The 25,728-nt window shown below is 70.9% G+C and carries 24 protein-coding genes and 1 pseudogene; 16 read left to right on the top strand and 9 right to left on the bottom strand.

The features are described 5' to 3' along the window. Positions 1–21 precede the first annotated feature (21 nt). Positions 22–1,008 carry an aldo/keto reductase gene (locus AC5677_RS22500; RefSeq protein ID WP_497189717.1) on the bottom strand — a complete coding sequence of 329 codons (987 nt, stop codon included), beginning with the start codon at positions 1,006–1,008 and terminating at the stop codon, positions 22–24. 822 nt (positions 1,009–1,830) lie between these two features. Between AC5677_RS22500 and AC5677_RS22495 the strand changes: the two are divergent. Further along, a pseudogene (locus tag AC5677_RS22495) lies at positions 1,831–2,685 on the top strand (putative protein N(5)-glutamine methyltransferase); the annotation flags it as partial. A 39-nt stretch (positions 2,686–2,724) separates the two neighbouring features. Beyond that, positions 2,725–3,534 carry a maleylpyruvate isomerase family mycothiol-dependent enzyme gene (locus AC5677_RS22490; protein ID WP_497189716.1) on the top strand — a complete coding sequence of 270 codons (810 nt, stop codon included), beginning with the start codon at positions 2,725–2,727 and terminating at the stop codon, positions 3,532–3,534. Between the two features lie 210 nt (positions 3,535–3,744). On the opposite strand, the gene AC5677_RS22485 is transcribed toward AC5677_RS22490, so the two are convergent. Next, a complete protein-coding gene (locus tag AC5677_RS22485) occupies positions 3,745–4,296 on the bottom strand; it encodes a DoxX family protein (protein WP_497189715.1) in 552 nt (183 codons plus the stop codon). Positions 4,297–4,699: 403 nt separating this feature from the next. Between AC5677_RS22485 and AC5677_RS22480 the strand changes: the two genes are divergently transcribed. Continuing rightward, complete coding sequence (locus AC5677_RS22480) at positions 4,700–5,401, top strand: TetR/AcrR family transcriptional regulator (protein WP_497189714.1); 702 nt, start codon at positions 4,700–4,702, stop codon at positions 5,399–5,401. A gap of 116 nt (positions 5,402–5,517) precedes the next feature. Next, positions 5,518–6,909 (top strand): MFS transporter, encoded by a 1,392-nt coding sequence (locus tag AC5677_RS22475; RefSeq protein ID WP_497196717.1) that lies wholly within the window; start codon positions 5,518–5,520, stop codon positions 6,907–6,909. Positions 6,910–6,930: 21 nt separating this feature from the next. Here the strand turns inward: AC5677_RS22475 and AC5677_RS22470 are convergent, their stop codons facing one another. Next, positions 6,931–7,833, bottom strand: coding sequence for an NAD(P)-dependent oxidoreductase (locus AC5677_RS22470; protein ID WP_497196716.1), 903 nt, complete (start codon positions 7,831–7,833; stop codon positions 6,931–6,933). A 157-nt stretch (positions 7,834–7,990) separates the two neighbouring features. Between AC5677_RS22470 and AC5677_RS22465 the strand changes: the two genes are divergently transcribed. From AC5677_RS22465 to AC5677_RS22445, 5 genes are all read left to right on the top strand, one after another. Then, positions 7,991–8,341: a winged helix-turn-helix transcriptional regulator gene (locus AC5677_RS22465; protein ID WP_497189713.1), complete on the top strand. Its 351-nt coding sequence runs from the start codon at positions 7,991–7,993 to the stop codon at positions 8,339–8,341. A gap of 349 nt (positions 8,342–8,690) precedes the next feature. Then, positions 8,691–10,175 (top strand): erythromycin esterase family protein, encoded by a 1,485-nt coding sequence (locus AC5677_RS22460; protein ID WP_497189712.1) that lies wholly within the window; start codon positions 8,691–8,693, stop codon positions 10,173–10,175. A gap of 212 nt (positions 10,176–10,387) precedes the next feature. Beyond that, positions 10,388–10,831 carry a helix-turn-helix domain-containing protein gene (locus AC5677_RS22455; RefSeq protein WP_497189711.1) on the top strand — a complete coding sequence of 148 codons (444 nt, stop codon included), beginning with the start codon at positions 10,388–10,390 and terminating at the stop codon, positions 10,829–10,831. A 32-nt stretch (positions 10,832–10,863) separates the two neighbouring features. After that, the gene (locus AC5677_RS22450) at positions 10,864–11,484 is read left to right on the top strand and encodes a hypothetical protein (protein WP_497189710.1); all 621 of its coding nucleotides are present in this window, start codon (positions 10,864–10,866) and stop codon (positions 11,482–11,484) included. A 132-nt stretch (positions 11,485–11,616) separates the two neighbouring features. Continuing rightward, a complete protein-coding gene (locus tag AC5677_RS22445) occupies positions 11,617–11,961 on the top strand; it encodes a DUF2516 family protein (RefSeq protein WP_497189709.1) in 345 nt (114 codons plus the stop codon). Between the two features lie 62 nt (positions 11,962–12,023). Here the strand turns inward: AC5677_RS22445 and AC5677_RS22440 are convergent, their stop codons facing one another. Beyond that, positions 12,024–13,385 (bottom strand): PP2C family protein-serine/threonine phosphatase, encoded by a 1,362-nt coding sequence (locus AC5677_RS22440; protein WP_497189708.1) that lies wholly within the window; start codon positions 13,383–13,385, stop codon positions 12,024–12,026. A gap of 463 nt (positions 13,386–13,848) precedes the next feature. Then, the gene (locus AC5677_RS22435; RefSeq protein ID WP_497189707.1) at positions 13,849–14,949 is read right to left on the bottom strand and encodes a C40 family peptidase; all 1,101 of its coding nucleotides are present in this window, start codon (positions 14,947–14,949) and stop codon (positions 13,849–13,851) included. 733 nt (positions 14,950–15,682) lie between these two features. Here AC5677_RS22435 and pstS point away from each other — a divergent pair. The 4 genes from pstS (at position 15,683) to pstB (ending at position 19,816) form a co-directional block, all read left to right on the top strand. Next, positions 15,683–16,801, top strand: a complete 1,119-nt coding sequence (gene pstS, locus AC5677_RS22430; RefSeq protein ID WP_497189706.1) for a phosphate ABC transporter substrate-binding protein PstS — start codon at positions 15,683–15,685, stop codon at positions 16,799–16,801. 105 nt (positions 16,802–16,906) lie between these two features. Next, positions 16,907–17,911, top strand: a complete 1,005-nt coding sequence (pstC, locus tag AC5677_RS22425; protein ID WP_497189705.1) for a phosphate ABC transporter permease subunit PstC — start codon at positions 16,907–16,909, stop codon at positions 17,909–17,911. Continuing rightward, positions 17,908–18,987: a phosphate ABC transporter permease PstA gene (gene pstA, locus AC5677_RS22420; protein ID WP_497189704.1), complete on the top strand. Its 1,080-nt coding sequence runs from the start codon at positions 17,908–17,910 to the stop codon at positions 18,985–18,987. The genes pstC and pstA overlap by 4 nt, the downstream gene beginning before the upstream one ends. Before the next feature lie 52 nt (positions 18,988–19,039). Next, complete coding sequence (gene pstB / locus AC5677_RS22415) at positions 19,040–19,816, top strand: phosphate ABC transporter ATP-binding protein PstB (RefSeq protein WP_497189703.1); 777 nt, start codon at positions 19,040–19,042, stop codon at positions 19,814–19,816. A gap of 130 nt (positions 19,817–19,946) precedes the next feature. Here pstB and AC5677_RS22410 read toward each other — a convergent pair whose 3' ends face one another. Together AC5677_RS22410 and AC5677_RS22405 are read right to left on the bottom strand one after the other, a co-directional pair. Continuing rightward, the gene (locus AC5677_RS22410) at positions 19,947–20,945 is read right to left on the bottom strand and encodes an inorganic phosphate transporter (protein WP_497189702.1); all 999 of its coding nucleotides are present in this window, start codon (positions 20,943–20,945) and stop codon (positions 19,947–19,949) included. Between the two features lie 9 nt (positions 20,946–20,954). Then, positions 20,955–21,575: a DUF47 domain-containing protein gene (locus AC5677_RS22405; RefSeq protein ID WP_030069756.1), complete on the bottom strand. Its 621-nt coding sequence runs from the start codon at positions 21,573–21,575 to the stop codon at positions 20,955–20,957. A 209-nt stretch (positions 21,576–21,784) separates the two neighbouring features. On the opposite strand from AC5677_RS22405, the gene AC5677_RS22400 reads away from it, so the two are divergent. After that, positions 21,785–22,174, top strand: a complete 390-nt coding sequence (locus AC5677_RS22400) for a metal-sensitive transcriptional regulator (protein WP_497189701.1) — start codon at positions 21,785–21,787, stop codon at positions 22,172–22,174. Between the two features lie 46 nt (positions 22,175–22,220). Here the strand turns inward: AC5677_RS22400 and AC5677_RS22395 are convergent, their stop codons facing one another. Both AC5677_RS22395 and AC5677_RS22390 read right to left on the bottom strand, forming a co-directional pair. Further along, a complete protein-coding gene (locus tag AC5677_RS22395; RefSeq protein ID WP_497189700.1) occupies positions 22,221–22,448 on the bottom strand; it encodes a hypothetical protein in 228 nt (75 codons plus the stop codon). Between the two features lie 193 nt (positions 22,449–22,641). Further along, positions 22,642–23,496 (bottom strand): SCO4651 family lipoprotein, encoded by an 855-nt coding sequence (locus AC5677_RS22390; RefSeq protein ID WP_497189699.1) that lies wholly within the window; start codon positions 23,494–23,496, stop codon positions 22,642–22,644. A gap of 116 nt (positions 23,497–23,612) precedes the next feature. On the opposite strand from AC5677_RS22390, the gene AC5677_RS22385 reads away from it, so the two are divergent. Next, positions 23,613–23,786 (top strand): hypothetical protein, encoded by a 174-nt coding sequence (locus AC5677_RS22385; protein ID WP_497189698.1) that lies wholly within the window; start codon positions 23,613–23,615, stop codon positions 23,784–23,786. 266 nt (positions 23,787–24,052) lie between these two features. Further along, positions 24,053–25,666, top strand: a complete 1,614-nt coding sequence (locus AC5677_RS22380; protein WP_497189697.1) for an FAD-binding oxidoreductase — start codon at positions 24,053–24,055, stop codon at positions 25,664–25,666. The last annotated feature ends 62 nt before the right edge of the window (positions 25,667–25,728 follow it).

The following is a 25,728-nucleotide window of genomic DNA, read 5'->3' as shown; positions in this document are numbered from 1 at the left end:
CGGAGGCGCGGGCGTCCGGGCTCACCGCCCCACGAACGTCATGCTCGTCGCGTCGTACCGGGTGCCGGCGATCCGGCCGGCCGGGGCCGCGGCGTCGATCGCGGCGAGGTCCTCGGGGGACAGCTCCACGGCCAGCGCGCCGAGGTTCTCCTCCAGGTACTTCTCGCGACGGGTGCCCGGGATCGGCACGACGTCGTTACCGCGGTGCTGCACCCAGGCCAGCGCGAGCTGCCCGGCGGTGACGCCCTTCGTGGCGGCCAGCTCGTTGAGCTTGTCCACGATGGCCAGGTTCTGCTCCAGGTTGCCGTCGGCGAAGCGCGGCTGGGAACGGCGCACGTCGTTCTCCGGCAGCCCCTCCACCGAGGTGTAACGCCCGGTCAGGAAGCCGCGGCCGAGCGGCGAGAACGGCACCAGTCCGACACCCAGCTCCCGGCACACCGGCGCGATCTCCTGCTCCAGGTCCCGGGTCCACAGCGACCACTCGCTCTGCAGCGCGGCGATCGGATGCACCGCGTGCGCCCGCCGGATGGTCGCGGCACCCGCCTCGGAGAGCCCGAGGTGACGTACCTTGCCGGCCGCGACGAGTTCGGCCATCGCGCCGACGGTCTCCTCGATCGGCACATCGGGGTCGACCCGGTGCTGGTAGTAGAGGTCGATGTGGTCGACGCCGAGACGGCGCAGCGAGGCGTCGCAGGCCTGCCGCACGTAGGCGGCGTCACCGCGGATGGCGGTCGGCTCGCCCAGCCGGTTGGCGAAGCCGAACTTGGTCGCGAGCACCACCTCGTCCCGCCGTCCGGCGATGGCCCGTCCGATCAGCTCCTCGTTGTGCCCCGCACCGTAGAAATCGGAGGTGTCCAGCAGAGTGACGCCGAGGTCGAGCGCCCTGTTGATGGTGGCGATCGACTGCGCGTCGTCCGAGTCCCCGTAACCGTGGCTCATGCCCATGCAACCGAGCCCCTGCGCGGAAACCACCAGCTCACCAAGGTGACGTGTGGGATTGTCCGTCATGCTGCTGCCTCCTGGCGCCGTATCGCGGATGGATCCGGGCGGTCCCCGTGATCGCGTTCCACACGGTAGGAGTTGAAGCGCGCTCCAAGTCAACAGAACTTCGGGCGCACCCCTGGGATAGCCCCTCAGCCCCCTTCCCCCTCAACCCCTGCCCACCACACCGGCCGGCCACCAGGGTGACCCCATGAACTCCAACTAGCCTCATTCACAGGCCACTTCGCCTTTCAGTGACGCCGTTGTGCCGAGCGGGTCGTGGAGTGCTGATCTCGACCGGCACCGCCTTCCGGAACGCCCCGGTCGAGTTCGGCACCATCGGGGCGTAGGGGGGAGGGGGCGCGGGGCGCGGCGGACGCAGGGGCACGGAGGGCGCGGGGGACACGGGGGACGCGGAGCCATCGCGGCCGGGCCGTCGGGAATGAGCGAGGGCGACACACCCGGCGCGGCTTCGCCCGCCCTCGGGTACTCTTGCCGTTCCCCACAAGGGGATCGACCAAGGAGGTGAGACCGATTTCCCGCCAGATCAGGCAGGTGCTCCCGTCTCACGCCGTACGGTCCACCGGACTCAGGTGACTGTCCGGCACAGGTGACCCGGGAGCGCCCATCGGCGTCCCGAAAGGCTCACAGGCTCATATGCCGACCCAGCGTTCTTCCCTCGGCTCATCACGCAACGCCGCACGCACCTCATCGCGCAAGGCAGCACGCGGTTCCTCAGGGACCGCGGCACGTAGCTCATCAGGCAGTTCGTCAGGCAGTTCGTCAGGCGCTCCCTCAGGCAACGCCGCACCCGGCCCGACGCGCCCCTCGTCGCCCCATTCGGCGACTCTCCCCGCAGCCGCCCCGCCCGCACTCTCCCGCCCCGCCGCCGTCGCCAGGCTCCGCGCCGCCGGCTGTGTCTTCGCCGAGGACGAGGCCGAGTTGCTCATCTCCGCGGCACGCACCCCGGCCGAACTCGCCGCCATGGTGGAACGGCGGTCCCTCGGCCTGCCCCTGGAACACATCGTCGGCTGGGCGGAGTTCCACGGTCTGCGGGTGGCCGTCGACCGTGGGGTCTTCGTGCCACGCCGCCGCACGGAGTTCCTCGTCGGCCGGGCCGTCGCCCTCGGCCACCGCGCGGCCCGCGCCGCACCGGACCGTACGGTCGTCGTCGATCTGTGCTGCGGCTCCGGCGCGGTCGGCGCGGCGCTGGGCACGGCGCTGGACCGGGTGGAGCTGTACGCGGCCGATATAGAGCCGGCGGCGGTGCGCTGCGCCCGCCGCAACATCGGTGCCGTCGGCGGCGAGGTGTACGAGGGCGACCTCTTCGCCCCGCTGCCCACCGCGATCCGGGGCCGTATCGACATCCTGGTGGCCAACGTCCCGTACGTACCCTCCGAGGAGGTGGGCCTGCTCCCCGCGGAGGCCCGCGAGCACGAGCCGCTGGTGGCGCTCGACGGCGGGGCGGACGGGCTCGACGTACTGCGCCGGGTGACCGCCGCGGCACCGCAGTGGCTGGCGCCCGGCGGCCATCTGCTCGTCGAGACCAGCGAGCGCCAGGCCGACCGGGCCGTCGAAACCTTCGCCCGCAGCGGGCTGATCCCCCGGGTGGCCGTGTCCGACGAGTGGTACGCCACGGTGATCATCGGGACGAGACCACGGCACACACGCGACGACCGGCGAGGACCACGCCACCGGCAATAAAGAAACGCGCCCCCCGCCGCCCGCGACTACCGTGGCGTCATGGCCTCGACGAGCATGAGCTACGCACGCCACTGCACCGAAATCGTCGCGCAGACCAGCCTGTTGCGGTCCGTCGTCGCGCGCGCGGACCTGACGGCGCCGGTGCCCGGCTGCCCCGACTGGACCCTCGGCCAGCTGCTGCGGCACCTCGGCGGCGCACACCGCTGGGCCGAGACGATCGTCCGGACCCGGGCCACCCAGCAGGTCTCCGACGCCCAGGTCAACGACGTCTTCGGCTTCCACGACGAGGACCCCGCCGCGCTCGGCGCCTGGCTCACCGAAGGCGCCGAGCAGCTGGCGGACACCTTGCGCGCCGCCGGGCCGGACGCCGAGGTGTGGACCGTGGTGCCCGGCGGCACCCCGGAGTTCTGGGCGCGCCGGATGACCCACGAGACGGTCGTCCACCGGGCCGATGCGTCGTTCGCCGTCGGCGCGGAGTTCGGCGTCGACGCGGCGCTCGCCATCGACGGCCTCGACGAGTGGATGGCCTTCGGCTCGCTCGATCAGGTCCTGGAGGCCAAACCGGAGATGCGCGACCTGCTGGGCCGCCCCACCAGCACCCTCCACTTCCACGCGACGGACGCCGCGCCGCAGGACACGGCGGAATGGCTGATCGACCTCACGGGCGCCACCCTCACCTGGCGCCACGCCCACGAAAAGGCCGCCGTCGCGGTCCGCGGCCCCGTCGCCGACCTGCTGCTGCTCGTCTACGGCCGGCGCCGCCCGCACGGCGACGGCATCGAGATCCTGGGCGATGCCCAGCTGCTGGATGCCTGGCTGGACGGGGTGAGCTTCTGGCTCAAGGAGTGAACGCGGGCCCGTCGAACGAGGCCATCGGCGCCGGATGACGGCATGCACACCGGTGGACGCGCCGACGCCGCATGCCCCGCGCGGGCGCGACTGCGGACGCGCACGATCCCGCGCGGGCATCACCTCATGCGGGCACCGCCTCACGCGAGATCATTCAGATGGGCAGGGCATGGCGCCAGGAGATAGCGGCGGGACACAGCAGCAGGGCATTTAGATGAGCAGCACAATGGCGGCGCCGATGCCCCCCACGAACAGGGCGAAGGCCGCCTCACCCCAGCCGCCCTTCCCCCAGCGGAACGGCCGGTCCAGGGAGAGCCTGCCGGGGCCGGTGGCGGCGATGGCGAGGGCGACTATCGCGATGCACACGTTGTACTCCGTGCCGCCGCTGGTCGCCCACAGGCCGTGGGCCGCGGTGACGGTCACCATGGCGTTGATCATCACGCCGATCAGGGCGGCGGCCGCCAGCGGGGTGAAGAGCCCCAGCGCCAGGCCGAGGCCACCGAGGAGCTCGGTTCCGCCGCCGACCACGGCGTAGACCTCGCCGGGGTGGTAGCCCAGCTTGGCGAATCCCTTGGCGGATTGCGTCAGGCCGCCGCCGCCGAACATCCCGAAGAGTTTCTGGGCGCCGTGTCCCGCCATGAGCAGGCCGAAGGTAATGCGGACAAGAAACAGACCGACGTCGCCGGCGGACGCCAACGGCTGCGCCTGGGCGTCGGCCGGGGGCGTGGGGGAGGCGCGCAGTCGCTCAGGGATGCGTGTCATCGGGAGCTCTCTTCTGCGCCGAGGTCCCCGGGCGGAGCCGACCGGCCGCTCAAGGAACCGGCAGATCGGGTTGTACGGTCACGCGGCGTTGCCCCTCGCGTGCGAGGCGCGGGGGTCACCCCACTGTCGGGGCGGCGGCCGGGACGACGTGGGGCGGGAATTCAGCCGGGGAAACGCCACACGCTCATGCACACATCGCCGTCGCTTCGCGCCGGTTCGGATTGTGTGGCGGACCGGCCGGGCCGCCGGTCTTTCTCGTCATGAGATAAGTCGGCTTGGGTGCTCGCGCTCGATCGTCATTCCTTTCCCTTCAGCCTCTCACGAGGACCCCGCGGCGCGGGAGTGCGGCAGCGGCCCGGCGACGTCGTAGACACTGTCTACTACTCTCTGGTAGACAGTGTCTATGCCCACGCCCGAGCCCGCATCCTCGCCAGAGTCCTCGTCCGGGTCCGCGCCTCCGCCCGCGCCCGCTCCCCCGCCACCCCCCGGCAGCGACGACCAGGCCGCGGGCCTGCGCGCCCGCCTCGTGGACGTCGGCGTCGACCTCGTCACCCGCGAGGGAATCCAGGCGCTGTCCCTGCGCGAGATCGCCCGGCGGGCCGGCGTCTCCCACGGGGCGCCGCGGCGCTACTTCCCGACCCATCTGTCGCTGCTGTCCGCCATCGCCCGCCGCGGCTTCGCCGACCTCGCCGCCCAGGTCGCCGAGGCGCTCGCCGACGGCGACGGGGACACCCGGCCGGCCGCTCGCGCCCAGCTCCTCGCGCTGAGCCGGGTCTATCTCGACTTCGCCCTCACCCACCGCGGCATGTACGAGCTGATGTTCCGTCACGACCTGCTGGAGAGCAACGAGCTCGGCCTGCGGGACACCAGCCTGCCGCTGTTCGACACCCTCGTCCGGCTCGTCACCCGGGCGCGACCGCCGTCGGACGCGGGGCCGACCGTGACACCGGCGGTCGTCGCGGGCGCGCTGTGGGCCAACCTGCACGGCATCGCCCAGCTGTGGGGCTGGGGCAGCCTCCCCCTTGCCACCGGCGCCGACACCGTCGAACCGCTGCTCCGCGCCGCCCTCGACGCCCACCTCGGCCCCGATACGGAGAACCAGTGACCCCCACACCCAGCCCCGAGCGCCACCTCGAACCCCGCCCCGAGCACCCTCCCCAGGACCACCCCCAGCACCCACGCCACCGGCGCCTCGCTCTCACCGGCAGCATCATCGGAGCCGTGATCGTCGCCCTCGACGGCACCGTGCTGACCATCGCCCAGCCCTCCCTGCAACGCGACCTGCACGCCTCCTTCGTCCAGGTCCAGTGGACCAGCACCGGCTACCTCATCGCCGTGGCCGCCCTGCTCGTCTTCGCGGGCCGGCTCGGCGACCGCTACGGCCACCAACGGGTCTTCGCCCTCGGCATCCTGGGCTTCGGTGCCGCCTCGGCGGGGATCGCCCTGGCGCCCGGCGTCGGCGGAGTGATCGCCCTGCGCATCGTCCAGGGGATCTTCGGCGCGCTGCTGCAACCGGCCACCCTGGGCATGCTGCGCGCCACGTATCCGCCCGACAAGCTGGGCATGCCCATCGCGCTGCGGACGAGCGCCATCGGACTGGCCGCCGCCGCGGGCCCGGTCATCGGCGGCGCCCTGACCGCCCGCCTGGGCTGGCAGTCCGTCTTCCTCCTCAACGTCGTACCCGCGCTCGCCATCGGCGTACTGGCGCTGCTCGTACGGATACCGACGCACCGTCAACCCACCGCCCCCGCCCGGCTCGACCTGCCCGGCGCCTGCCTGCTGGCGGCCGCCCTGGCGTGCCTGGTGCACACCCTCGTCGGCATACCGGAATCCGGCTGGACGGCGACGACCACGCTGGGACTCGTCGCGGCGACGGCGGCGGGCATCGCGTTCGTCCGGCACGAACGCCGTACGACGAGCCCGCTGGTGCCGCTCGCCGTGCTCGGCTCGGCCACCGTCGCCTCGGCGCTCGGCATCCTTCTCACCGCGTCGGCCGCGATGTTCGGCACGCTGTTCGTCGCCACCTACTTCCTTCAGGACGTCCTCGCCCTCGACCCGCTGCAGAGCGCGCTACGGGTGCTTCCCCTGGCCGCGATGATGGTGCTGAGCGCGCCGGCCTCGGCCGTACTGCAACGCCGGCAGGGCCCCCGCCGGACCACGGCCGCGGCGATGGCCCTGATCGCCCTCGGCATCCTCCTGCTCTCCCGCCTCGACCAGTCGTCGTCAACGGTGGCGATCGGCGGCGGCTTCCTCCTGCTGGGCGCCGGCTTCGGCACGGTGATGGTCACCGCGACGGCCGTCATCGTCCGCCACGCCTCCATGGCCCACGCCGGGGTGGGCGGCGGCCTCCAGCAGACCGCCATGAACATCGGCCCGGCCCTCGGTGTCGCCGCCGCGACCGTGCTGGTGACCCTCACCGCACCCACCGCCCCGGGACGCCCGTCGGCCCCCGGCGACGGTCCCCACTGGAGCGGCCCGGCCTTCACCTCGGCCATGGGCACCACCCTCACCGCCCTCGCGGCCGTCGCCGCCGCCGGCGTCCTGCTCACCGTCAAACTGCCCGGCCGGACCGACCGGCGACGCGCCGGGTCCCCGTCGGAGTCCGCCGCCTGATCACCCGCCGGGCCCTTGGCCCTACCCGCGGCCGAGGAGCTCGGCGATCCGGATGAACCCGTCCGTGCCGTGCCCCCGCCCGATGGCGCGACGGGCCAGGCCCTCGGCCGCACGCATCACGCCCGCATCGATGCCATGGGCCTCGGAGGTGTGGACGATATGCGCCATGGACGACACCGCCGAGGTGAGCGGATTGCCCTCGCCGGAGAAGCTGCCGCTCTCCATGTCCTCCGCGGTCTCTTCGAAGAGCGGCGGAAGGATCGCGCCGATGCCCTTGGCGAACGGTGCCAGCTCACGGGCGGTGACTCCCTCCGCGTTCGCCACCGCCAGCGCATGCGCATAGCCCGCCATGGCGGTCCAGAAGATGTCGAGCAGCGCGATGTCGTATGCCGCCGCCCGGCCGATCTCCTCGCCGAGGTGGGTGTGGGTGCCGCCCAGCGCCCCCAGCGCCGGCCGGTGCTCCTCGTAGAGGTCTTCCGGGCCGCTGTGGAGGAACACCGCGGCCGGCGTTCCGATGGTGGTGGTCGGCGTCATGATCGCGCCGTCCAGGTAACGGATGCCGTGCCCGGCCGCCCAGTCCGCGGTGTCCCGGGCGCGGTTGGGGGTGTCGGCGGTGAGGTTCACGACGGTGCGCCCCTTGAGCGCAGCGGTGACCGCGTCGCGCCGCAGAATGGCGTCCGCCGCCTCGTAGTTCACCACGCAGACCACGATCAGCCCGCTCGCGGCGACCGCCTCCTCGGCCGATCGCGCACCCACCGCGCCCCGCCCGACCAACTCCCGGTCCCGGCCCGGCGTCCGGTTCCAGACCGTGGTCCGCAGACCGGCTTCCAGAAACGCACCGGCCAGCGCCCGGCCCATCGGCCCCAGCCCGAGCACGGTGACGTCAGACTGTGCGGAGTGCGTGGAGTGCGTGGACGGAGACATGGTGGACATCAGCTCAACTCCCTGAGAAATAAAGGCAGAAACAACGCCGGAAGCAACGGCAGAGGCAACGCCGGGAACGGCGAAGCGAAACCGCGAAGCGAGACGGCGAAGCGAAACAGAAGACGGAATCAGGAACAGGAAAAGGAACGGGACGCAGATGACACGCAGTCGTGCCCAGGACCCGAATGTCTGCGGAGTGACGGCCGCGATCGCCGTGATCGACGGCAAGTGGAAGACGGCTCTGCTCTGGCTGCTGGAGTCCGGCCCGCAACGCCCCGGTGAGCTGCGCCGGCAGCTGCCCGGCCTCAGCGAGAAGGTGCTGACTCAGGCGCTCCGCGAAATGGAGACGGACGAACTCGTGCACCGGGAAGTGCACGATGTGCTGCCGCTGAAGACCGTGTACTCCCTGACCGCCTTCGGCCGCGAGCTCTCCGAGGCGCTGAGTCCCCTTTCCGACTGGGGGCACCGCCGCCTGGAGAAACTCGCCGAGGCTCCCTCGGCCTCCTGACGCAACAGACCTCCGTCCCCTCCGCGTCCGGCGGCCCGCCGGCCACCTGCCATCAGATTCGCCCGCTCGCCATCGGCTGCCAAGTACCCACAAAAAAGTGGGTACGGCGGGCGAGCCGTACGACCCGGGCCGGGCGCCGGAAAATTGCCCTGCGCGCCGCGGCCGTCCTTGGTACGGTCCCCGGCGTGATGATTTCCGCCGGCCAGAACTGGTTCCTCAAGCCCCGCAGCGCCGCTTAGCGGCAAGCTGCGACCGACGTTCCGACAGCTTCGCCGCACTCCGGTTCCCGGCCGGTGCGGTGCTCGACGCTGCCCGGCTCCGACGATGACCCACACCGCGGAGCACTTCGATGAACGACCAGAACCACCACGAGAACCAGAACCCGAACCACGGCAACAGCCGGAACGACCACGGCGACAACCACCACACCCACCACGGCGATCTCCACGACCTCCGTGATCTCCTCCCCCCGGCCGAGCCGACCCTGACCGAGGCCCCCGTCGAACTGACGCACTGGGTCACCCGGCACGCCTCCCGGCTGGCCGCTCTCGGTCCGGGAGCGGACCTCGGGGCGCCGCTCGACGACCTGGAGCCACTGCGCGCCCTCGTCGGCGACGCCCGTGTGGTCGCCCTCGGCGAAAGCTCCCACCAGATCCGCGAGTTCGGTCAGCTGCGCCACCGCATCCTGCGTTTCCTCGTCGAGGAGCTGGGCTTCACCGTCTACGCCATGGAGTACGGAGCCGCCGAGGGCCGAGCCGTGGACGCCTGGGTCCAGGGCGGGCCGGGCGACATCGACGACCTCCTCGCCCCCGAGCGCGGCGAAGCCGGGCAGCACGGCACCGACGGCGAGGACAAGATCCTCAAGGGTCTGGGACAGCCCGCCGAATGCCGGGACACCTTGCGATGGCTGCGCCGTCACAACTCCGGCGCCGCGCGGCCGGTCCGCTTCGTCGGCTGCGACATCCCCATGGCGGGCGGCTCGCTCGCGCCCGTACTCGATCCGGTCGCCGTCTACCTGGCGACGGTGGACCCCGGCGCGCTGCGCTTCCTGAACACCGCGCGGGAGATCTCCGAGCCGATCGCCGGCGGGACGGTCATGGTGCCCGCCTACGCCCGGCTCACCCTGGACCCGGCGGAGCAGGACCGCCTCACCACCGCGCTCGCCCGGCTGCTGGGCCGCGTCACGGACCTGCGCGAGATCTACACCGAGCGCAGCGGCCCCGAGGCGTACGCGACCGCGCTGTCGGACGTCCGCGCGGCGGTGACGACGGACCGGGCCCAGCGCGCCATGGCCGAAGCGCTCGCGGGCGCGCCCGACGGCCTGGGTTTCGCCACCCGGGAGCGCTATCTCGCCGACACCTTGCTGGAGCATCTGCAGCGGTCCGGGCCCGGCGTCCGCGTCGTCCTCGTCGGGCACAACGCCCACATCCAGCGCTCGGCCAACCAGGCCGAGGGCCCGCTGGCGGTGACGACCATGGGCAATCTGCTCTCCCGGGCGCTCGGCGCGGACTACGTTCCCCTCGCGCTGACCGGCAACGGCGGCGAGACGGTGGAGAACGTGCCCGACCCGGAGCACCCGCAGGGGATGCGCTGGGGCCGGGCCGTCACTCCTGAGGCCGCGCCGGACAGCGTCGAGGCGCTGTTCGCGGGCGTGCCCGGGGAACCGTCCCTGGTGGACGCGCGGGCGCTGGGCGCATACGCGCGGCGCCACGGGCTGCCGGAGCCGGTCCGCACGCGGCTGGACACGGCGTTCATCGAGATCCCCGCCCTGGAGGCGTTCGACGGGATCTTCTGCGTCCCGGACACCACCCTCGCCGCCGACGCGCAGGAGTAAGCGGCAAACAGCAGGAGGTAGCCGTGGGAAGCAGTAGGAGGCGCTAGGAGGCGGTAGGAAGACGCAAGCGCCGGAAGACGGGCGGTCGGGCCGTTCCGTACGAGCCAGGAGCGGCCCGCCGCGCCCGCCGGCGCGACCGGTCGCCCGACATCCACCCCCACTTTTGCTAGCGCTTGCTTGCAATAGTTAGCACTACCGTGCAGTATCGAGTCATGGCATCACTCAACGTCGGCAATCTCGGTGAGTTCCTGCGGGAGCAGCGGCGCACGGCGCAGCTGAGTCTGCGGCAGCTCGCGGATGCCGCGGGGGTGTCCAACCCGTATCTCAGCCAGATTGAGCGCGGCTTGCGCAAGCCGAGTGCGGAGATCCTGCAGCAGCTGGCCAAGGCGCTGCGGATCTCCGCCGAGACGCTGTATGTCCAGGCCGGGATCCTCGATGAGCGACAGGGGCCGGACGGGGTCGAGGTGCAGACCGCGATACGCACCGATCCGTCGCTGAACGAGAAGCAGAAGCAGGTCCTGCTCCAGATCTACGAGTCCTTCCGCAAGGAGAACGGGCTCGGGAGCGGCGCGGACCGCACTGCGCACGGGCATGAGAACGGGCGCGGATCGGGCTCCCCAGAGTCAGAGGCCGACGGCGGCCCGCACGCCACCTGAGCAACCGAATTCGTTTCCAGGAGGAAGAACGCATGGCCATCACCGATGACCTCCGCAAGACCGTCACCGACGCGACCCCGCTGTACGCCCTCGCCGGTGCCGCCGATCTGGCCGCCGAAAAGCTCGGCGAGGTGCCGGCCCTCGTCGAGAAGATCCGCGCCGAGGCCCCCAAGCGCTTCGAGGCGGTACGGGCCACCGACCCCAAGGACGTGCAGGACCGGCTCGCCAAGCAGGCCAAGGACGCTCAGGAGAAGCTGGGCGAGCTGCTCGGTTCGCTGGACGGTGACCTGAAGAAGCTCCGCGACCAGGCGCAGGACATCGCGCTGCAGGGCCTGGGCCGGGCCGCCGAGGCCGCCGTGCAGGTGCGCGAGACGTACGACGAGCTGGCCGAGCGGGGCCGCGGCGCGGTGGACACCTGGCGCGGGCAGACCGCCGACCACGTCGAGGAGCTCGCGGTGGCGATCGAGCCGGAGTCGGCCGCGAAGTCCGAGCCGCAGGCGCAGCCGACGGTGAACAACGACGCGGCGACGGGCAAGGCCACGACGGCGAACGGCACGAAGACCACGGACGGCCGGACGGCCGGAGCGAAGAAGACCACGCCCCCGGCGCGTAAGCCGGTGGCGAAGAAGTCCACCCCGCCGGCCGCCAAGTGACATCCGTCACCTTGCGCTGAGCGGGGCCGGGCCGGGCACACTTCAGGTGCCCGGCCCGTTGTTTGGGTACGGTGGGGCCCCGCAGAAGGGCCGCAAGAGGCTGAGGCCGGTAGAGCGACTGGTGGTGCGAGCGTGCTGTTGTACGGCTTTGGAGAGTTTCTGTACTGGGTGCAGATGGCTCTGGGCGTGTACGCCGCCGTGATGCTGATCGACTCCGCGGTGCACCGCGAGGACGCCTATCGCGCGGCCGACAAGCAGAACAAGGGCATGTGGCTGATCTTCCTCGGCCTGGCCACGGCGGCGCTGTTCCTGCTGCCCTTCGACGCGTTCGTGCCGATCCTCGGCCTGATCGCCGTGATCGTCTACACCGTCGATGTGCGCCCGGCGCTCCGCCAGGTCGCCGGCGGTGGCCGGGGCCCGCGCCGCGGCGGCTCCAGCTCGGACGGTCCGTACGGGCCGTACAACGGCGGCCGGTAAGCCCCCCCCGGGGGCCCGGGTCCTCCCCGTCGGCCCGCCGCCCACCGCCGTCCGGCGCGGCCCTACCGCCGGTCCAGCAGCAGCACGGCCACGTCGTCCGTCAGCTCGCCGCCGTTGAGATCGCGTACCTCCCGCACGGAGGCGTCCAGCAGCTCCTCGCCGCGCAGGCCGGCCGCCATCTGGCGGCTGACCAGCTCGGTCATGCCGTCCTGGCCCAGGCGCTGGTTACCCTCGCCGATCCGGCCCTCGATCAGGCCGTCGGTGTACATCATCAGGCTCCAGGAGCCCCCCAGCTCGACCTGCCGGCGCGCCCAGCGGGCATGGGGCAGCAGCCCGAGCGCCGGGCCGCCGAATTCGTACGGCAGCAGGCGCGGCGGCCGTCCTTCGCGGGCCAGCAGCGGCGCGGGGTGACCGGCCAGGCACAGGCCGGCGCGGCGGCCGTCGGGGGAGATGTCGACGGTGCACAGGGTGGCGAAGATCTCGTCGTCGGAGCGCTCGTGCTCCAGCACCTTCTGGAGGGTGGCGAGCAGTTCGTCGCCGCACAGCCCGGCGAAGGTCAACGCCCGCCAGGCGATGCGCAGTTCGACGCCGAGCGCGGCCTCGTCGGGGCCGTGGCCGCAGACGTCGCCGATCATGGCGTGCACGGTGCCGTCCGGGGTGCGGACAGTGTCGTAGAAGTCGCCGCCGAGCAGCGCGCGGCTGCGACCGGGGCGATAGCAGGCGGCGAACCGCAGATCGGAGCCGTCGAGGAGGGGGGTCGGCAGGAGACCGCGTTCGAGGCGGGCGTTCTCCTGGGCGAGCATCCGCGATTCGGTGAGCTGGCGCTGGGCCAGGTCGGCGCGTTTGCGTTCGACGGCGTAGCGCACGGCGCGGCTGAGCACGGCGCCGTCCAGCTCGTCGCGGAAGAGATAGTCCTGGGCGCCGACCCGTACGGCCTCGGCGGCCCGCTCCGCGTCCGTCTCCGAGGTGAGGACGAGGACGGCCTGTCCGGTCGCCATCCGCAGCACCTCGCGCAGCGTGCCGAGCTCGTCACCGGGGCAGCCGGTGTCGGCCGCATCGCACTCGGTGTGCTCGGGCGGGGCCAGGTCGAGCAGGATGCAGTGCACATCGTCGGTGAGCAGGCGCTCGGCCTCGGTGAGGTTGCGGGCGGTGCGCAGACGGACCTTGCGGCCCGCCCAGTCCCACATGTCGGGGACGGGGCTGTTGGGGTCCTCCCCGATGAGGAGCAGGATCAGGCCCTGGGGCAGCGCGCCGTGATCGGAGGCAAGGGCATCGGCCTCCACCGGGGCGCCGGTGTCCTGGAAGGAGGCATCGCCCGCCACCGGTGCGACGGCTTCCTGCGCGGTATCCGCGCAGGCGTCATCCACCGGTCCTGCCTGGTGCGGCAGCACGGCCGTCCGCTGGTGCGGTACGGGTACGGGCATTCCTCAGTTCCTTCCCTCCCCCCGAGGGTGCGGCGGTGCGCCGAGCGGCGTACCACCGTGCCCGGATTCCGCGTCGCTCTTCGGTCACCTGAGCGATCCGATACCGGGCACTGAGAGGCGACCATAGCGTCAGTGCCGAGCGGTTTGGAATGGCCGACGGCAATCGGCCAATGTCATATGCGGCATCTCATCTGCGATTTGGCGCGGGGTGGGAGGAAAGCGGAATGACGAACATCACCCCGCCTGACCGAATCCTGACCGTGCCTGGTTACCCGGCGTTAACCGCCCGATACCCATCAATCCGGTCATTGAGCCAGTGGCCCAGGTCACGGAACGGGACTCCCGTTTCCGTCGCCTCTGCCGGTACTCCGACTTCCGCTTCCGCCGCGGTTTCCGCTTCCGGTCCGCCGCGTTTCCGCTCCGGTGCGTTTCCGCTCCGGCGCGTTTCCGCTTCCCGCCGCCGCTACCGGTCCGTTCCCCGGTCGGATTCGGCATCCGGCCGCACGACCCCCAGGATCGGCATCGAGCCCGCTCCGGTGATCGTCACCTGCCGGCCCGGCCGCGGGGCGTGCACGATCGCACCGTCACCGATGTACATCCCGACATGACTGGCGTCCGAGAAGTAAATGATCAAGTCCCCGGGCCGCATGTCCTTGATCGCGACCCGGTGCAGCTGCCGCCACTGCTCCTGCGAGGTCCGCGGAATCGTCGTACCGCCGGCCTGCCAGGCGCGCAGGGTCAGCCCGGAACAGTCAAAGGTGTCCGGCCCCTCGGCACCCCATACATAATCCTTGCCGATCTGTGCCGTGGCGAACGAGATCGCCTTTTTCCCGAAGCGGGAGGCTTTGTTGCTGATCTCGTCGAGCACACCGGAGTCGAGCCATTTCTGCTGCGTGCGGAACGCCTGCTCGTCCTCCAGCTTCCGCAGCCGTTCCTTTTCCTTGGCGGCCAGCCGGGATTCGATTTTCTTCGCCGCTTCGATCTTTTTCTTGATGTCCCGCCGCGCGCTGTCCTTCTTCTTGCGGTTCGCTTCGAGCCGCTCCCAGCGGTCCGTAGCGGCCTCCGAATAATCCTCCAACTCGCCCTTTGTCCTGGACAGTTGAGTGATCACGCCCTTGGCGGCCTGCTGCGCCTTGCGGACCAGGGTGGCGTTGTCGAGAAACCCGCTGGAGTCGGCGCCCAGCATCAGCTTGGCCTCGGAGGGCATTCCGCCGCCGCGGTACTGCGCGCTGGCCAGTGCGCCCGCCTGGCGTTTGAGGGCGGCCAGCTTCTGCTGGGTGCGGTCGATGTTCCGGGCCAGCTTGACGATCTCTTTCTGCTGGAGCTCGACCTGCTCCTTGGCCCCGTTATAGGCGTCGGTGGCCTTCTCCGCCTTGCGGTAGAGATCGTCGATCTTCTTCCGTACGTCCTCGAGGTGCTTGAGCGACGCCTCGGCGGACTCCCGCCCCTGCCCCGACTCCCGCTGCGCGTCCCGCTTCTCGCCCGGCTTGGGATCCGCGTACGCGGCGGTCGCCGTCCCGCCCAGCAGCCCCATCGCACACAGGACCACCACCGTGCACGCCACGGCCCGGCCGCCCCCTGCAACGCCCCGGTCCCCATTGCCCCGTACGCCCCGAACGCCCTGCCGTGCCCCCTGGCTCCCCACCAGCCACCTCCGGTCGTTCCGCACCGATTCGCGTGTTCGTCTCCCGCGCGGATGCTGCCATACCTACCGGTAATTTGACAGGGCGACGGGCCGTTTCCGCGCCGGTCCCACCCGGCATCCACACCGGGCCCCGCCGACATCCGCAACCGGGCGAGCGACCCCGTGCCGGCGGCCCGCACCGGGGCGAGCGGCGGCGCGGCCGAGTCCGCTGCGCCACGGCGGCCACGGGGGATCCGCCCGGCCCGCCCGAGGAAACCCCCGGCAGACCTCCTCCCCCCTGTCCCCTCTTACGCGCGCGAGCCCCCTGTCCCCTCTTACGCGCGCGAGGCGAGGGAGAGAAGGGCGAGGAGGGCGAGGAGGGTGCAACGCACGGATGTTCGACATCTGCCCCCTATATGTCGCACTGGCCGATCGTTTTCGGACACCGTCCGGCCCTCACCCCCACCTGATGGCCGAGGTTCACCTTGCGTTCACTCTCCTCCATCGGCCGCTTCACCTGATCTGCCTAATTTCTGCCGTACCGAGTGCGCGGCACGCCCAGATGGCAAGCGCGACACGGTGGACCGACGCTGGAAGTAGCGCTGGTCACCTCACCCTCAAAAGCTCCCAGCACGCCGATGATGCGGCGCGCCCCAGGAAGGAACTCTCGACAGTGAAGCTTCAGCGCAAGAACCGGGTTCGCGCCCTCGCCGTTGGCGCTCTCGCCGTCTCCGGTGCCCTGGCCCTGACGGCGTGCGGCTCCGACGACACCAGCGGTTCCAGCGGTGGGTCCGGTGCCGCCAAGGCCGCGAACATCAAGTGTGAGGGCAAGGGCAAGCTGCTCGCGTCCGGCTCCTCCGCGCAGAAGAACGCCATGGACGTCTGGGTCCAGAACTACGCCGGCGCCTGCAAGGGCACCGAGATCAACTACCAGCCCACCGGCTCCGGCGCGGGCGTGACCACCTTCCTCCAGGGCCAGACCGCCTTCGCGGGCTCCGACTCGGCGCTCAAGCCCGAGGAGATCGCGAAGTCGAAGAAGGTCTGCAAGGGCGGCCAGGCGATCGACCTCCCGATGGTCGGCGGCCCGATCGCGGTCGGCTACAACGTCCCCGGCGTGGACAACCTCGTCCTGGACGCCCCGACCCTGTCGAAGATCTTCAACTCGGAGATCAAGAACTGGAACGACGCCGCGATCAAGAAGCTGAACCCGGGCGCGAAGCTGCCGGACCTCAAGATCCAGCCGTTCCACCGCTCCGACGACTCGGGCACCACCGACAACTTCACCAAGTACCTCAAGGCCGCCGGTGGCTGGAAGCACGAGCCGGCGAAGAAGTGGGAGGGCGAGGGCGGCCAGGCGGCCTCCGGCTCCTCCGGCGTCTCCTCGCAGGTCAAGGCCACCAGCGGCGCGATCTCGTACTTCGAGCTGTCCTACGCCACCCAGGGCAAGATCCCCACGGTCAAGGTCAACACCGGCGCCAAGGCCCCGGTCGAGGCCACCGTGGAGAACGCCTCCAAGGCCATCGCCGAGGCCAAGCCGGCCGGCGAGGGCAACGACCTGGCCCTGAAGCTCAACTACACCACCAAGGCCGAGGGCGCGTACCCGATCACCCTGGTGACGTACGAGATCGCCTGCGACAAGGGCAACAAGGCCGACACCCTGCCCGCCACCAAGTCCTTCCTGACCTACGTCTCCAGCGAGGACGGCCAGAAGGCCCTCAACGCGCTCGGCTACGCCCCGCTGCCCACCGAGATCGCCGACAAGGTCCGCAAGACCGTCGCCACCCTCTCCTGACCCACCGGGCGGCGGCCTCCCACAGGAGGCCGCCGCCCGTCCGGTGCACCGCCGCGCCAGGAGCCGGAGGACCCTCTCCCACCGGCTCCGCAGACCGGAGAAATCATGAACTCAACAGCTACCCCAACCGATACGCCGCCACCGCCGCCGTCGGGGAACGACGCCCCCGCCGCCATATCCGGCAAGGCGGTCCGTCCCGGTGACCGGATCTTCCTCGGGCTCTCCCGCGGCTCCGGCATCGCCCTCCTGGTGATCATGGCGGCCATCGCCGCCTTCCTCACCTACCGGTCCGTGCTCGCCATCTCCGGCGACAAGGCCAACTTCTTCACCACCCTCGACTGGAACGCCACCGGCACCGAGCCGAAGTTCGGCATCGCCGTCCTGGCGTTCGGCACGGTCGTCAGCTCCGTGATCGCGATGGTCATCGCGGTCCCGGTCGCGGTCGGCATCGCGCTGTTCATCTCGCACTACGCCCCGCGCAAGCTGGCCTCGCCGCTCGGCTACGTCATCGACCTGCTCGCCGCGGTGCCCAGCATCATCTACGGCCTGTGGGGCGCGCTGTTCCTCGTACCGCATCTGTCCGGTCTCTACAGCTGGCTGGACGACTACCTCGGCTGGACCGGCATCTTCGCCTACGGCGACGGGGCCGCCCGCTCGCTGTTCGCCGTCGGCATCCTGCTCGCGATCATGATCCTGCCGATCGTGACCAGCGTCAGCCGCGAGGTCTTCCTCCAGGCCCCGAAGATGCACGAGGAAGCCGCCCTCGCACTGGGCGCCACCCGCTGGGAAGTCATCCGGATGTCGGTCCTCCCCTTCGGCCGCTCCGGCGTGATCAGCGCCTCCATGCTGGGCCTGGGCCGCGCGCTCGGCGAGACGATGGCCGTCGCCACGGTCCTCTCCCCCAGCTTCCTGATCAACGCCAGCCTGCTGGACCCGGGCGGCGGCACCTTCGCCCAGAACATCGCCAGCAAGTTCAGCGAGGCCGATGAATTCGGCCAGGACGCCCTGATCGCCTCCGGCCTCGTCCTCTTCGTGATCACGCTGCTCGTCAACGGCGCGGCCCGCCTGATCATCGCCCGCCGCAAGGAGTACTCGGGAGCCGCCGCATGACCGCCGTAACTGACCGTCCCACGGTCGCCAATGGCGGCGCGCCGCGGCCCGTCTCCCTCAAGCAGGCCCGGCTGCCCCGCTGGACCCCGCCGGTCCTCGCGCTGGTCGCGGCCGGTGCGGGCTGCGGCATCGGCCTGGCCGCCGGACTCGACAGCAAGATCCAGTGGGGCCTGATCGCCGCCCTGCTCTTCGTCTTCGGCACCTACGCCCTGGCCACGGCCGTCGAAGGCGGCCGGCAGGCCAAGGACCGGCTGGCCACCAGCATGGTCTGGACGGCCTTCCTGCTCGCCGTCATCCCGCTCGCCTCCCTCCTGTGGGAGACCGTCGCCCGCGGCAGCAAGGTCCTGGACGGCTACTTCCTCTCCCACTCGATGGGCACCCTGCCGGACGCGATGCCCGGCGGCGGCATCTACCACGCGATCATCGGCACCCTGGAGCAGGTGGGCCTGGCGACCCTGATCGCCGCGCCGATCGGCCTGCTCACCGCGATCTACCTCGTCGAATACGGGCGCGGCACGCTCGCCAAGGTCGTCACCTTCTTCGTCGACGTGATGACCGGCATCCCGTCCATCGTGGCCGGCCTGTTCATCCTCTCCGTCTGGATCCTGATCCTCGGCTTCGGCCCGTCCGGCTTCGCCGGCGCGATGGCCCTGGCGATCCTGATGGTGCCGGTCGTCGTCCGCTCCACCGAGGAGATGCTCAAGCTCGTCCCGAACGAGCTGCGCGAGGCGTCCCTCGCCCTGGGCGTGCCCAAGTGGCGCACCATCCTCAAGGTCGTCCTCCCCACCTCCATCGGCGGGATCACCACCGGCGTGATGCTTGCCATCGCCCGTATCACCGGTGAGACCGCCCCGGTGCTGCTCCTGGTGTGGGGCGCGAAGACGATCAACAACGACCCCTTCGAAGGCGCCCAGCAGTCGCTGCCGCTGTATGTGTTCCAGCAGTGGCAGATCGGCTCCGACGCCGCGTACGACCGAGCCTGGGCCGCGGCGCTCGTCCTCATCGCCTTCGTCATGATCCTCAACCTGGTGGCCCGCGGCATCGCCCGCTGGAAGGCCCCCAAGTCCGGTCGCTGACGCGGCCAACACAGCGACCAGACATACCCCCGCGAAAGAAGCAGTGATCCCCATGGCCAAGCGAATCGACGTCAGCGGCCTCTCCGCCTTCTACGGCAGCCACAAGGCCATCGACGACATCTCCATGACCGTCGAGCCGCGCTCGGTGACCGCCTTCATCGGCCCGTCCGGCTGCGGCAAGTCGACCTTCCTGCGCACCCTGAACCGCATGCACGAGGTCACCCCCGGCGGCCGCGTCGAGGGCAAGGTGATGCTGGACGACGAGAACCTCTACGGCTCCGGCGTCGACCCGGTCGCCGTCCGCCGCACCGTCGGCATGGTCTTCCAGCGCCCCAACCCGTTCCCCACGATGTCGATCTTCGACAATGTGGCGGCCGGCCTGCGGCTGAACGGCTCGTACAAGAAGAGCGAGCTCAAGGACATCGTCGAGCGCTCCCTCAAGGGCGCCAACCTCTGGAACGAGGTCAAGAACCGCCTGAACAAGCCCGGCTCGGGCCTGTCCGGCGGCCAGCAGCAGCGTCTGTGCATCGCCCGCGCGATCGCCGTGGAACCGCAGGTCCTGCTCATGGACGAGCCCTGCTCCGCGCTCGACCCGATCTCCACCCTCGCCATCGAGGACCTGATCGGCCAGCTCAAGGAGCGCTTCACGATCGTCATCGTGACGCACAACATGCAGCAGGCCGCCCGCGTGTCGGACCGTACGGCCTTCTTCAACCTCGCGGCCGTCGGCAAGCCCGGCAAGCTGATCGAGATCGACGAGACCGAGCGGATCTTCTCCAACCCGTCGGTGCAGGCCACGGAGGACTACATCTCCGGCCGCTTCGGCTGAGCCGCCGAGCCCGGCCCATGGCCGACGCCCCTTGAGCGTCCTGCGGTGCTGCATGGCGGTGCCACCGCAAGGCGAAGGGCCCGCCCCTCTTCCCGGGGGGCGGGCCCACTTGCGTGCTGTCGTGCGGTGTCTAGCCGAACGCCAGCCGGATGATCCAGTACGCCAGCGCCGCGACGCCCGCCGCCGCCGGCATGGTGATGAACCAGCCCATCACGATGTTCTTCGCCACGCCCCAGCGCACCGCGCGCGAGCCCTTGGTCGAGCCGACGCCCATGATCCCGGCCGTGATGACGTGGGTCGTGGAGATCGGCGCGTGGAACATGAAGGACGCGGTGTACATGACCGAGGCGGCCGTGGTCTCCGCGGCGAAGCCCTGCGGCGGGTCCAGCTCGATGATCCGGCGGCCGAGCGTGCGCATGATCCGCCAGCCGCCCGCGTACGTACCGAGCGAGAGCGTGATCGCACAGGCCAGCTTGACCCAGACCGGGATGGCGTCGTTGGCGTCCTCGACGTCCGCGATGACCAGGGCCATCACCACGACACCCATGGTCTTCTGGGCGTCCTGCAGACCGTGGCCGAGCGCCATGCCCGCCGCCGAGACGGTCTGCGCTATGCGGAAGCCGCGCTTGGCCTTGTGCGGGTTGGACTTACGGAACATCCAGAGGATCGCGACCATCACCAGATAGCCGAGCACCAGGCCGATCACCGGCGAGATGAACATCGGCAGGACGACCTTCTCGATCACCCCGGACCAGATCACCTTGGTGCCGCCGGCCAGCGCCGCGCCGACCATGCCGCCGAACAGCGCGTGCGAGGACGACGACGGCAGCCCGAAGTACCAGGTGACGAGGTTCCAGACCACCGCGCCGAGCAGCGCCGCGAAGAGGATGCCCATTCCCTGGTTGCCCTGGGGCGTGGCGATCAGCCCCTCGCTGACGGTCTTGGCGACCCCGCTGCCCAGAAAGGCACCTGCGAGATTCATCACGGCGGCCATCGCGAGCGCCGCCCGCGGGGTCAGCGCGCGCGTCGAGACCGAGGTCGCGATGGCGTTCGCCGAGTCGTGGAAGCCGTTGGTGTACGTAAAACCGAGCGCGACCGCAATGGTCACGACAAGCGCAAAGGTATCCATGGCCGGGGCTCAGGATTCCTTTACCGCGATGGTCTCGACGGTGTTGGCGACGTGCTCGAAGGCGTCCGCCGCCTCCTCCAGGATGTCCACGATCTGCTTGAGCTTGAGCACCTCGATGGCGTCGTACTTGCCGTTGAAGAGGTGCGCGAGCAGTTTGCGGTGGATCTGGTCGGCCTGGTTCTCCAGGCGGTTGACCTCGATCCAGTACTCCGTGAGGTTCGACATCGTGCGCAGATTCGGCATCGCCTCGGCGGTCAGCTCCGCCGCCCGCGCCAGCACCTCGATCTGCTGCTCGATGCCCTTGGGCAGCTCCTCGACCTTGTACAGAACGACAAGATCGACGGCCTCCTCCATGAAGTCCATGATGTCGTCGAGCGACGAGGCGAGGTTGTAGATGTCCTCGCGGTCGAACGGCGTGATGAAGGAGGAGTTCAGCTGATGGAAGATCGCATGCGTCGCGTCATCTCCCGCATGCTCCGCCGCCCGCATCCGCTCGGCGATCTCTGTCCGCGCGGAGGCGTCGGCCCCGAGCAGTTCCATCAGGAGCTTGGAGCCCGTGACGATGTTGTCCGCGGAGGCGGCGAACATGTCGTAAAAGCTCGTCTCCCTGGGGGTCAGACGAAAGCGCACGTGAAATCCTCGGGGTGCATCGGATTCGGTCGAGTTGATGCTAGGCGCATCATCCAGCCACTGCTAACCGGCATTCCTTCAGTGTCGCCCATCGGGCAGCATGCTCTGCACGGGGTACCGCCGGTGCCCGCAAAGTTCGGTACGATATACCCACCAGGGGTATACGGATCGCCTGTATACGGAACGTCGAGATACCACGGGAGACGGCCATGACGACCACGGACGCCGACACCAACGGCACCGCCCCAGCCGCCGCGGCCTGCCACACCCCGCAGCCGAAAACCGACCCTGACACGGTGACCGATCACGACCGTGGCATCCACGGCTACGCCAAGCAGAAGGACGCCCACATCAAGCGTCTGCGCCGCATCGAGGGCCAGATCCGCGGCCTCCAGCGGATGCTCGAGGAAGACGTCTACTGCATCGACATACTCACCCAGGTCTCGGCGAGCACGAAGGGCCTGCAGTCCTTCGGCCTCCAGCTCCTGGAGGAGCACCTGCGGCACTGCGTCGCCGACGCCGCCGTCAAGGGCCCCGACGCCATCGACGCCAAGGTCCAGGAAGCGACCAAGGCCATCGAGCGGATGCTGCGCACCTGACCGGCGCGCCCTGGGGTGACGCGGGCCACGGCCCACCGGGCGGGCCCTAGCCGCGTCTCGCCGGCGCGCCGGGGCCTGGCGGCGCCTCGCCGTCGCCGCCGCCTTCCCCGTCTCCGCCCCCGTCCACGTCCAACACTTCGTCGATACGGTCCGGGCTGAGCCGATCCTCCGCGGCGGCCGCGGCCGCGATCATCAACTCACCAGTCAGGTCGATCTCGACGAGGGCGACGTGGTCCTGAACCGTCGGATGGCGGTGTGCAGGCACGTACCCCACCTCCTCCTTCGAGCGCCTTCCCACGCCTCTGGTGGTTACCGCCCAGCGTAGGGACGGGCGCACGCTCCACGCATGGCACGGATGGACCATTTCCGCCACCCGGCAAGCGCCCCCGGCAGTTGCGGGCCTGCCGTCCTCGCGGCGCCTTCCCGGCGCACTCCCGGCGCCTTCCTTCCGGCCGGCCGCCGTATCGTTACGGCGCCGCGGAGGCGATCTTCCCGGCATAGATGTCGCGCCCCTGCGGCATCCGCAGCGCGGCCTTCGCTCCAAAGTCGTACAGCTCTGTGGTGGAGGTCACCGACGCCCCCTTGGGCACACCATTGGCGAACTGGAACCGCTGGCACACCTTGCGCAGCCGCCCCGCCCGGTCCAGATAGGCATCGAACGGCACCACATCCGTGGTGAACCCTTTCTTCGCCGCCATCAGCGCCGGCCTGCTGCGCCGCGACGCCGCCCGCGCGGCCACCGCGATGTCCGTCGCACCGCGGTAGTGCCGCACCCGGACGCCGCCGAGCCGCTCCTCCCCCTGGTACGTCACATCCCGCGCCCCCCGCAGCAGTTCGGCGGCGGCCAGCGGATCGGTCGCGCCGCCGGTGACCAGATTCCCGTCGTCCAGCGAGGCGGTGGCGACCCGCACCCACTTGTCGGCCGGCACCCCGGCCCCGCGGTTCTTCATGAACAGCGCGCCCGGCGCCAGGACCTCGGTGATCGGCTGATGCCCCTCGCTGGGCCGGCCCGCCGGATCGGGCAGCAGAACGCGCAGCCGCCCGCCGTTCGCGCGGAAGTCATAGACCCCGGTGCCCCGGATGGCGACGCGGGTGCCGCCGCTCGCCGTCTCCATCGCCGTACGCACCCTGGCGGAGCCGGCCCGGACCAACGCATCGGCGCTGCGCCGGACCTCGGAGGCGGCCGCCGGGCCGCGGGGTGCCTGGTCGTCGGCCGCGGCGCCGTCGGGGGAACAGCCCGTCGCCAGGAGCCCCACGGCCAGACCCGTTCCGCACACCGCGGCCAGGGCGACCACGCCGCCTCGCCTGTCCTGCACCACCATCGCGTACGAGCCCCCTCGGCCGCTGTGTTCGGGACGGCCTGTGCCGACCGCTCCGTTCAACGACCAATACCGGGGGCCCGTCACGCAGCCCCCCTCCGGGCGCGTAGCGTGGCCGGGTGCCCGACCGAGCCCCGCACGCGACCTCCACCACCGAACGCGGTTCCTTCTGCCACGCCCGCTGCGACTGCGGCTGGCGGGGGCCGGCCCGCCGCGCACGCTCCCAGGCCCGTACGGACGCGGAGCGGCACCAGTCCGCCCCCGAAGGTGACGCGAAACGCCCCCTGGAATGACCCGGTCCGCCTCGGGAACCCACAACGCCCTCACCGCATCTGGGTATTAAGGGAAGCAAGAGCGCCGAGCGGCAACGGACTTCGCGGCCATAACGGGACACCGCAGGGCAACAAGCACCGGACGACATCGGCCTTTTCCGGACACGGCGGCATCCATCCGTTATGCGCCGCCGCCTGGTAGCCCGCTTCCCCTGCGCACCCCGTGACCACCCGCCGGCCATCGGCGGACGGGGCCCAACCGGACACATCGAGGGGGACACATCCCAATGAAGCGGCGCACACTCCTGCAAACGGGCGGCGCACTCGCGGCGACCTCGGTCGCCTGGGCCACCGGCTGCAACAGCACGACGGGCAAACCGGGCGCGGCGTCCTCCGCCACGGCCACGGCACGCGGCGCCGACGGGATACAGACGAACGCGGCCTCCGCCCCCGCGGCCGTCGCCAAGCGCCGGGCCACCCAGGCCTCCTGGACCGCCCTCGGCAAGAGCCTGGACGGCTCGCTGATACAGGCCTCCGACGCCGGATACGCAACGGCCCGCCGCCTGTACAACACCCGCTACGACAGCCTCAAGCCCTCGGCCATCGCCTACGTCAAGCACCCCGCCGACATCGCCGAATGCCTCGCCTTCGCCCGCCGCTACGACACCCCGCTCGCCATCCGCAGCGGCGGCCACTCCTACGCGGGCTGGTCCAGCGGCAACGGCAAGCTCATCGTCGACGTCTCCGCCCTCTCCAAGGTCGGCGCGCCGTCCGGCGGCATCACCCGCATCGGCGCCGGCGCCAAGCTCATCGACGTCTACGAGGGCCTGGCCCCGCACGGCGTGACGGTTCCCGGCGGCTCCTGCCCCACGGTGGGCATATCCGGCCTCACCCTCGGCGGCGGGCACGGCGTCGTCTCCCGCGCCTACGGCCTGACCTGCGACAGCCTCGTCAGCGCCACCCTCGTCACGGCCGACGGCAAAACCGTCGACTGCGACGCCTCCCACCACTCCGACCTCTTCTGGGCGCTGCGCGGTGCGGGCAACGGCAACTTCGGCGTGGTCACCGAACTCCGCTTCCGCACCCACCCGGCGCCCCGCGCGGTGATGGCGTACATGACCTGGCCCTGGGCCAAGGCCGCCAAGGTCCTCGCGTCCTGGCAGAAGTGGGGCCCGACCCAGGCCGACGAAATATGGTCGGCCTGCCATCTCGACGCCCGGCCCGGCGGCACCCCGGCCGTCTCCGTCGCCGCCTTCTCCCTCGGCAGCTACCGCGACCTCCAGAACGCCGTCGACAAGCTCGCCGACCAGCCCGGCGGCCCCGGCCCCGCCACCACCGTCCGCCTCACCCCGACCGGCTACCTGGACGCCATGGAGTCCTACGCCGGCTGCTCGTCCAAAACCACCACGCAGTGCCATATGCCGGGCAGCCTCCCCGGTCACACCGGCGACGGCCAACTGGGCCGCGAGACCTACGCCGCCCGCTCCCACTTCTTCGACCGCGCGCTCTCCGCGGGCGGCATCCAGACCCTGATGGCCCAGATAGAGAGCGGCGGCCGCAAGGGCGTCGCCGGCAATGTCGCCCTGACGGCCCTGGGCGGCGCGATCAACCGCGTCGGCCGCACCGACACCGCGTTCGTCCACCGCGGATCCCGCTTCCTCGCCCAGTACTTGACGTCCTGGCCCGCCGGCGGCTCGTCCACCACCCGCACCGCATGGCTGAATTCCTTCCATGCCGCCATGCGCCGCCACTCCTCCGGCGCCGCCTACCAGAACTACACGGACCCGGCGCTGACCGACTGGAAGTCCGCCTACTACGGCCCGGCCGCCGACCGCCTCGCCAAGGTCAAGCAGAGCTACGACCCGCAGCGGCTGTTCAGCACCTTCCCGCAGGCCCTCTGATCCCGCAGGCCGCCGAGGACCGAACGGCGACGGCCCGGCCCCCTCATGGGGACCGGGCCGTC

This window comes from Streptomyces sp. JLSY215, assembly GCF_059682825.1.
This window is presented reverse-complemented; position numbering and strand designations above follow the sequence as displayed.

Excerpts from the sequence above, each read along its gene's own strand:
- AC5677_RS22470 (WP_497196716.1), bottom strand. The coding sequence starts at position 7,833 with ATGTCTCCGTCCACGCACTCCACGCACTCCGCACAGTCTGACGTCACC.
- AC5677_RS22460 (WP_497189712.1), top strand. The coding sequence starts at position 8,691 with ATGAACGACCAGAACCACCACGAGAACCAGAACCCGAACCACGGCAAC.
- pstC (WP_497189705.1), top strand. The coding sequence starts at position 16,907 with ATGAACTCAACAGCTACCCCAACCGATACGCCGCCACCGCCGCCGTCG.
- AC5677_RS22500 (WP_497189717.1), bottom strand. The coding sequence starts at position 1,008 with ATGACGGACAATCCCACACGTCACCTTGGTGAGCTGGTGGTTTCCGCG.
- AC5677_RS22400 (WP_497189701.1), top strand. The coding sequence starts at position 21,785 with ATGACGACCACGGACGCCGACACCAACGGCACCGCCCCAGCCGCCGCG.
- AC5677_RS22490 (WP_497189716.1), top strand. The coding sequence starts at position 2,725 with ATGGCCTCGACGAGCATGAGCTACGCACGCCACTGCACCGAAATCGTC.
- AC5677_RS22450 (WP_497189710.1), top strand. The coding sequence starts at position 10,864 with ATGGCCATCACCGATGACCTCCGCAAGACCGTCACCGACGCGACCCCG.
- AC5677_RS22485 (WP_497189715.1), bottom strand. The coding sequence starts at position 4,296 with ATGACACGCATCCCTGAGCGACTGCGCGCCTCCCCCACGCCCCCGGCC.
- AC5677_RS22440 (WP_497189708.1), bottom strand. The coding sequence starts at position 13,385 with ATGCCCGTACCCGTACCGCACCAGCGGACGGCCGTGCTGCCGCACCAG.
- AC5677_RS22410 (WP_497189702.1), bottom strand. The coding sequence starts at position 20,945 with ATGGATACCTTTGCGCTTGTCGTGACCATTGCGGTCGCGCTCGGTTTT.
- AC5677_RS22455 (WP_497189711.1), top strand. The coding sequence starts at position 10,388 with ATGGCATCACTCAACGTCGGCAATCTCGGTGAGTTCCTGCGGGAGCAG.
- pstA (WP_497189704.1), top strand. The coding sequence starts at position 17,908 with ATGACCGCCGTAACTGACCGTCCCACGGTCGCCAATGGCGGCGCGCCG.
- AC5677_RS22380 (WP_497189697.1), top strand. The coding sequence starts at position 24,053 with ATGAAGCGGCGCACACTCCTGCAAACGGGCGGCGCACTCGCGGCGACC.
- pstB (WP_497189703.1), top strand. The coding sequence starts at position 19,040 with ATGGCCAAGCGAATCGACGTCAGCGGCCTCTCCGCCTTCTACGGCAGC.
- AC5677_RS22465 (WP_497189713.1), top strand. The coding sequence starts at position 7,991 with ATGACACGCAGTCGTGCCCAGGACCCGAATGTCTGCGGAGTGACGGCC.
- AC5677_RS22390 (WP_497189699.1), bottom strand. The coding sequence starts at position 23,496 with ATGGTGGTGCAGGACAGGCGAGGCGGCGTGGTCGCCCTGGCCGCGGTG.
- AC5677_RS22480 (WP_497189714.1), top strand. The coding sequence starts at position 4,700 with ATGCCCACGCCCGAGCCCGCATCCTCGCCAGAGTCCTCGTCCGGGTCC.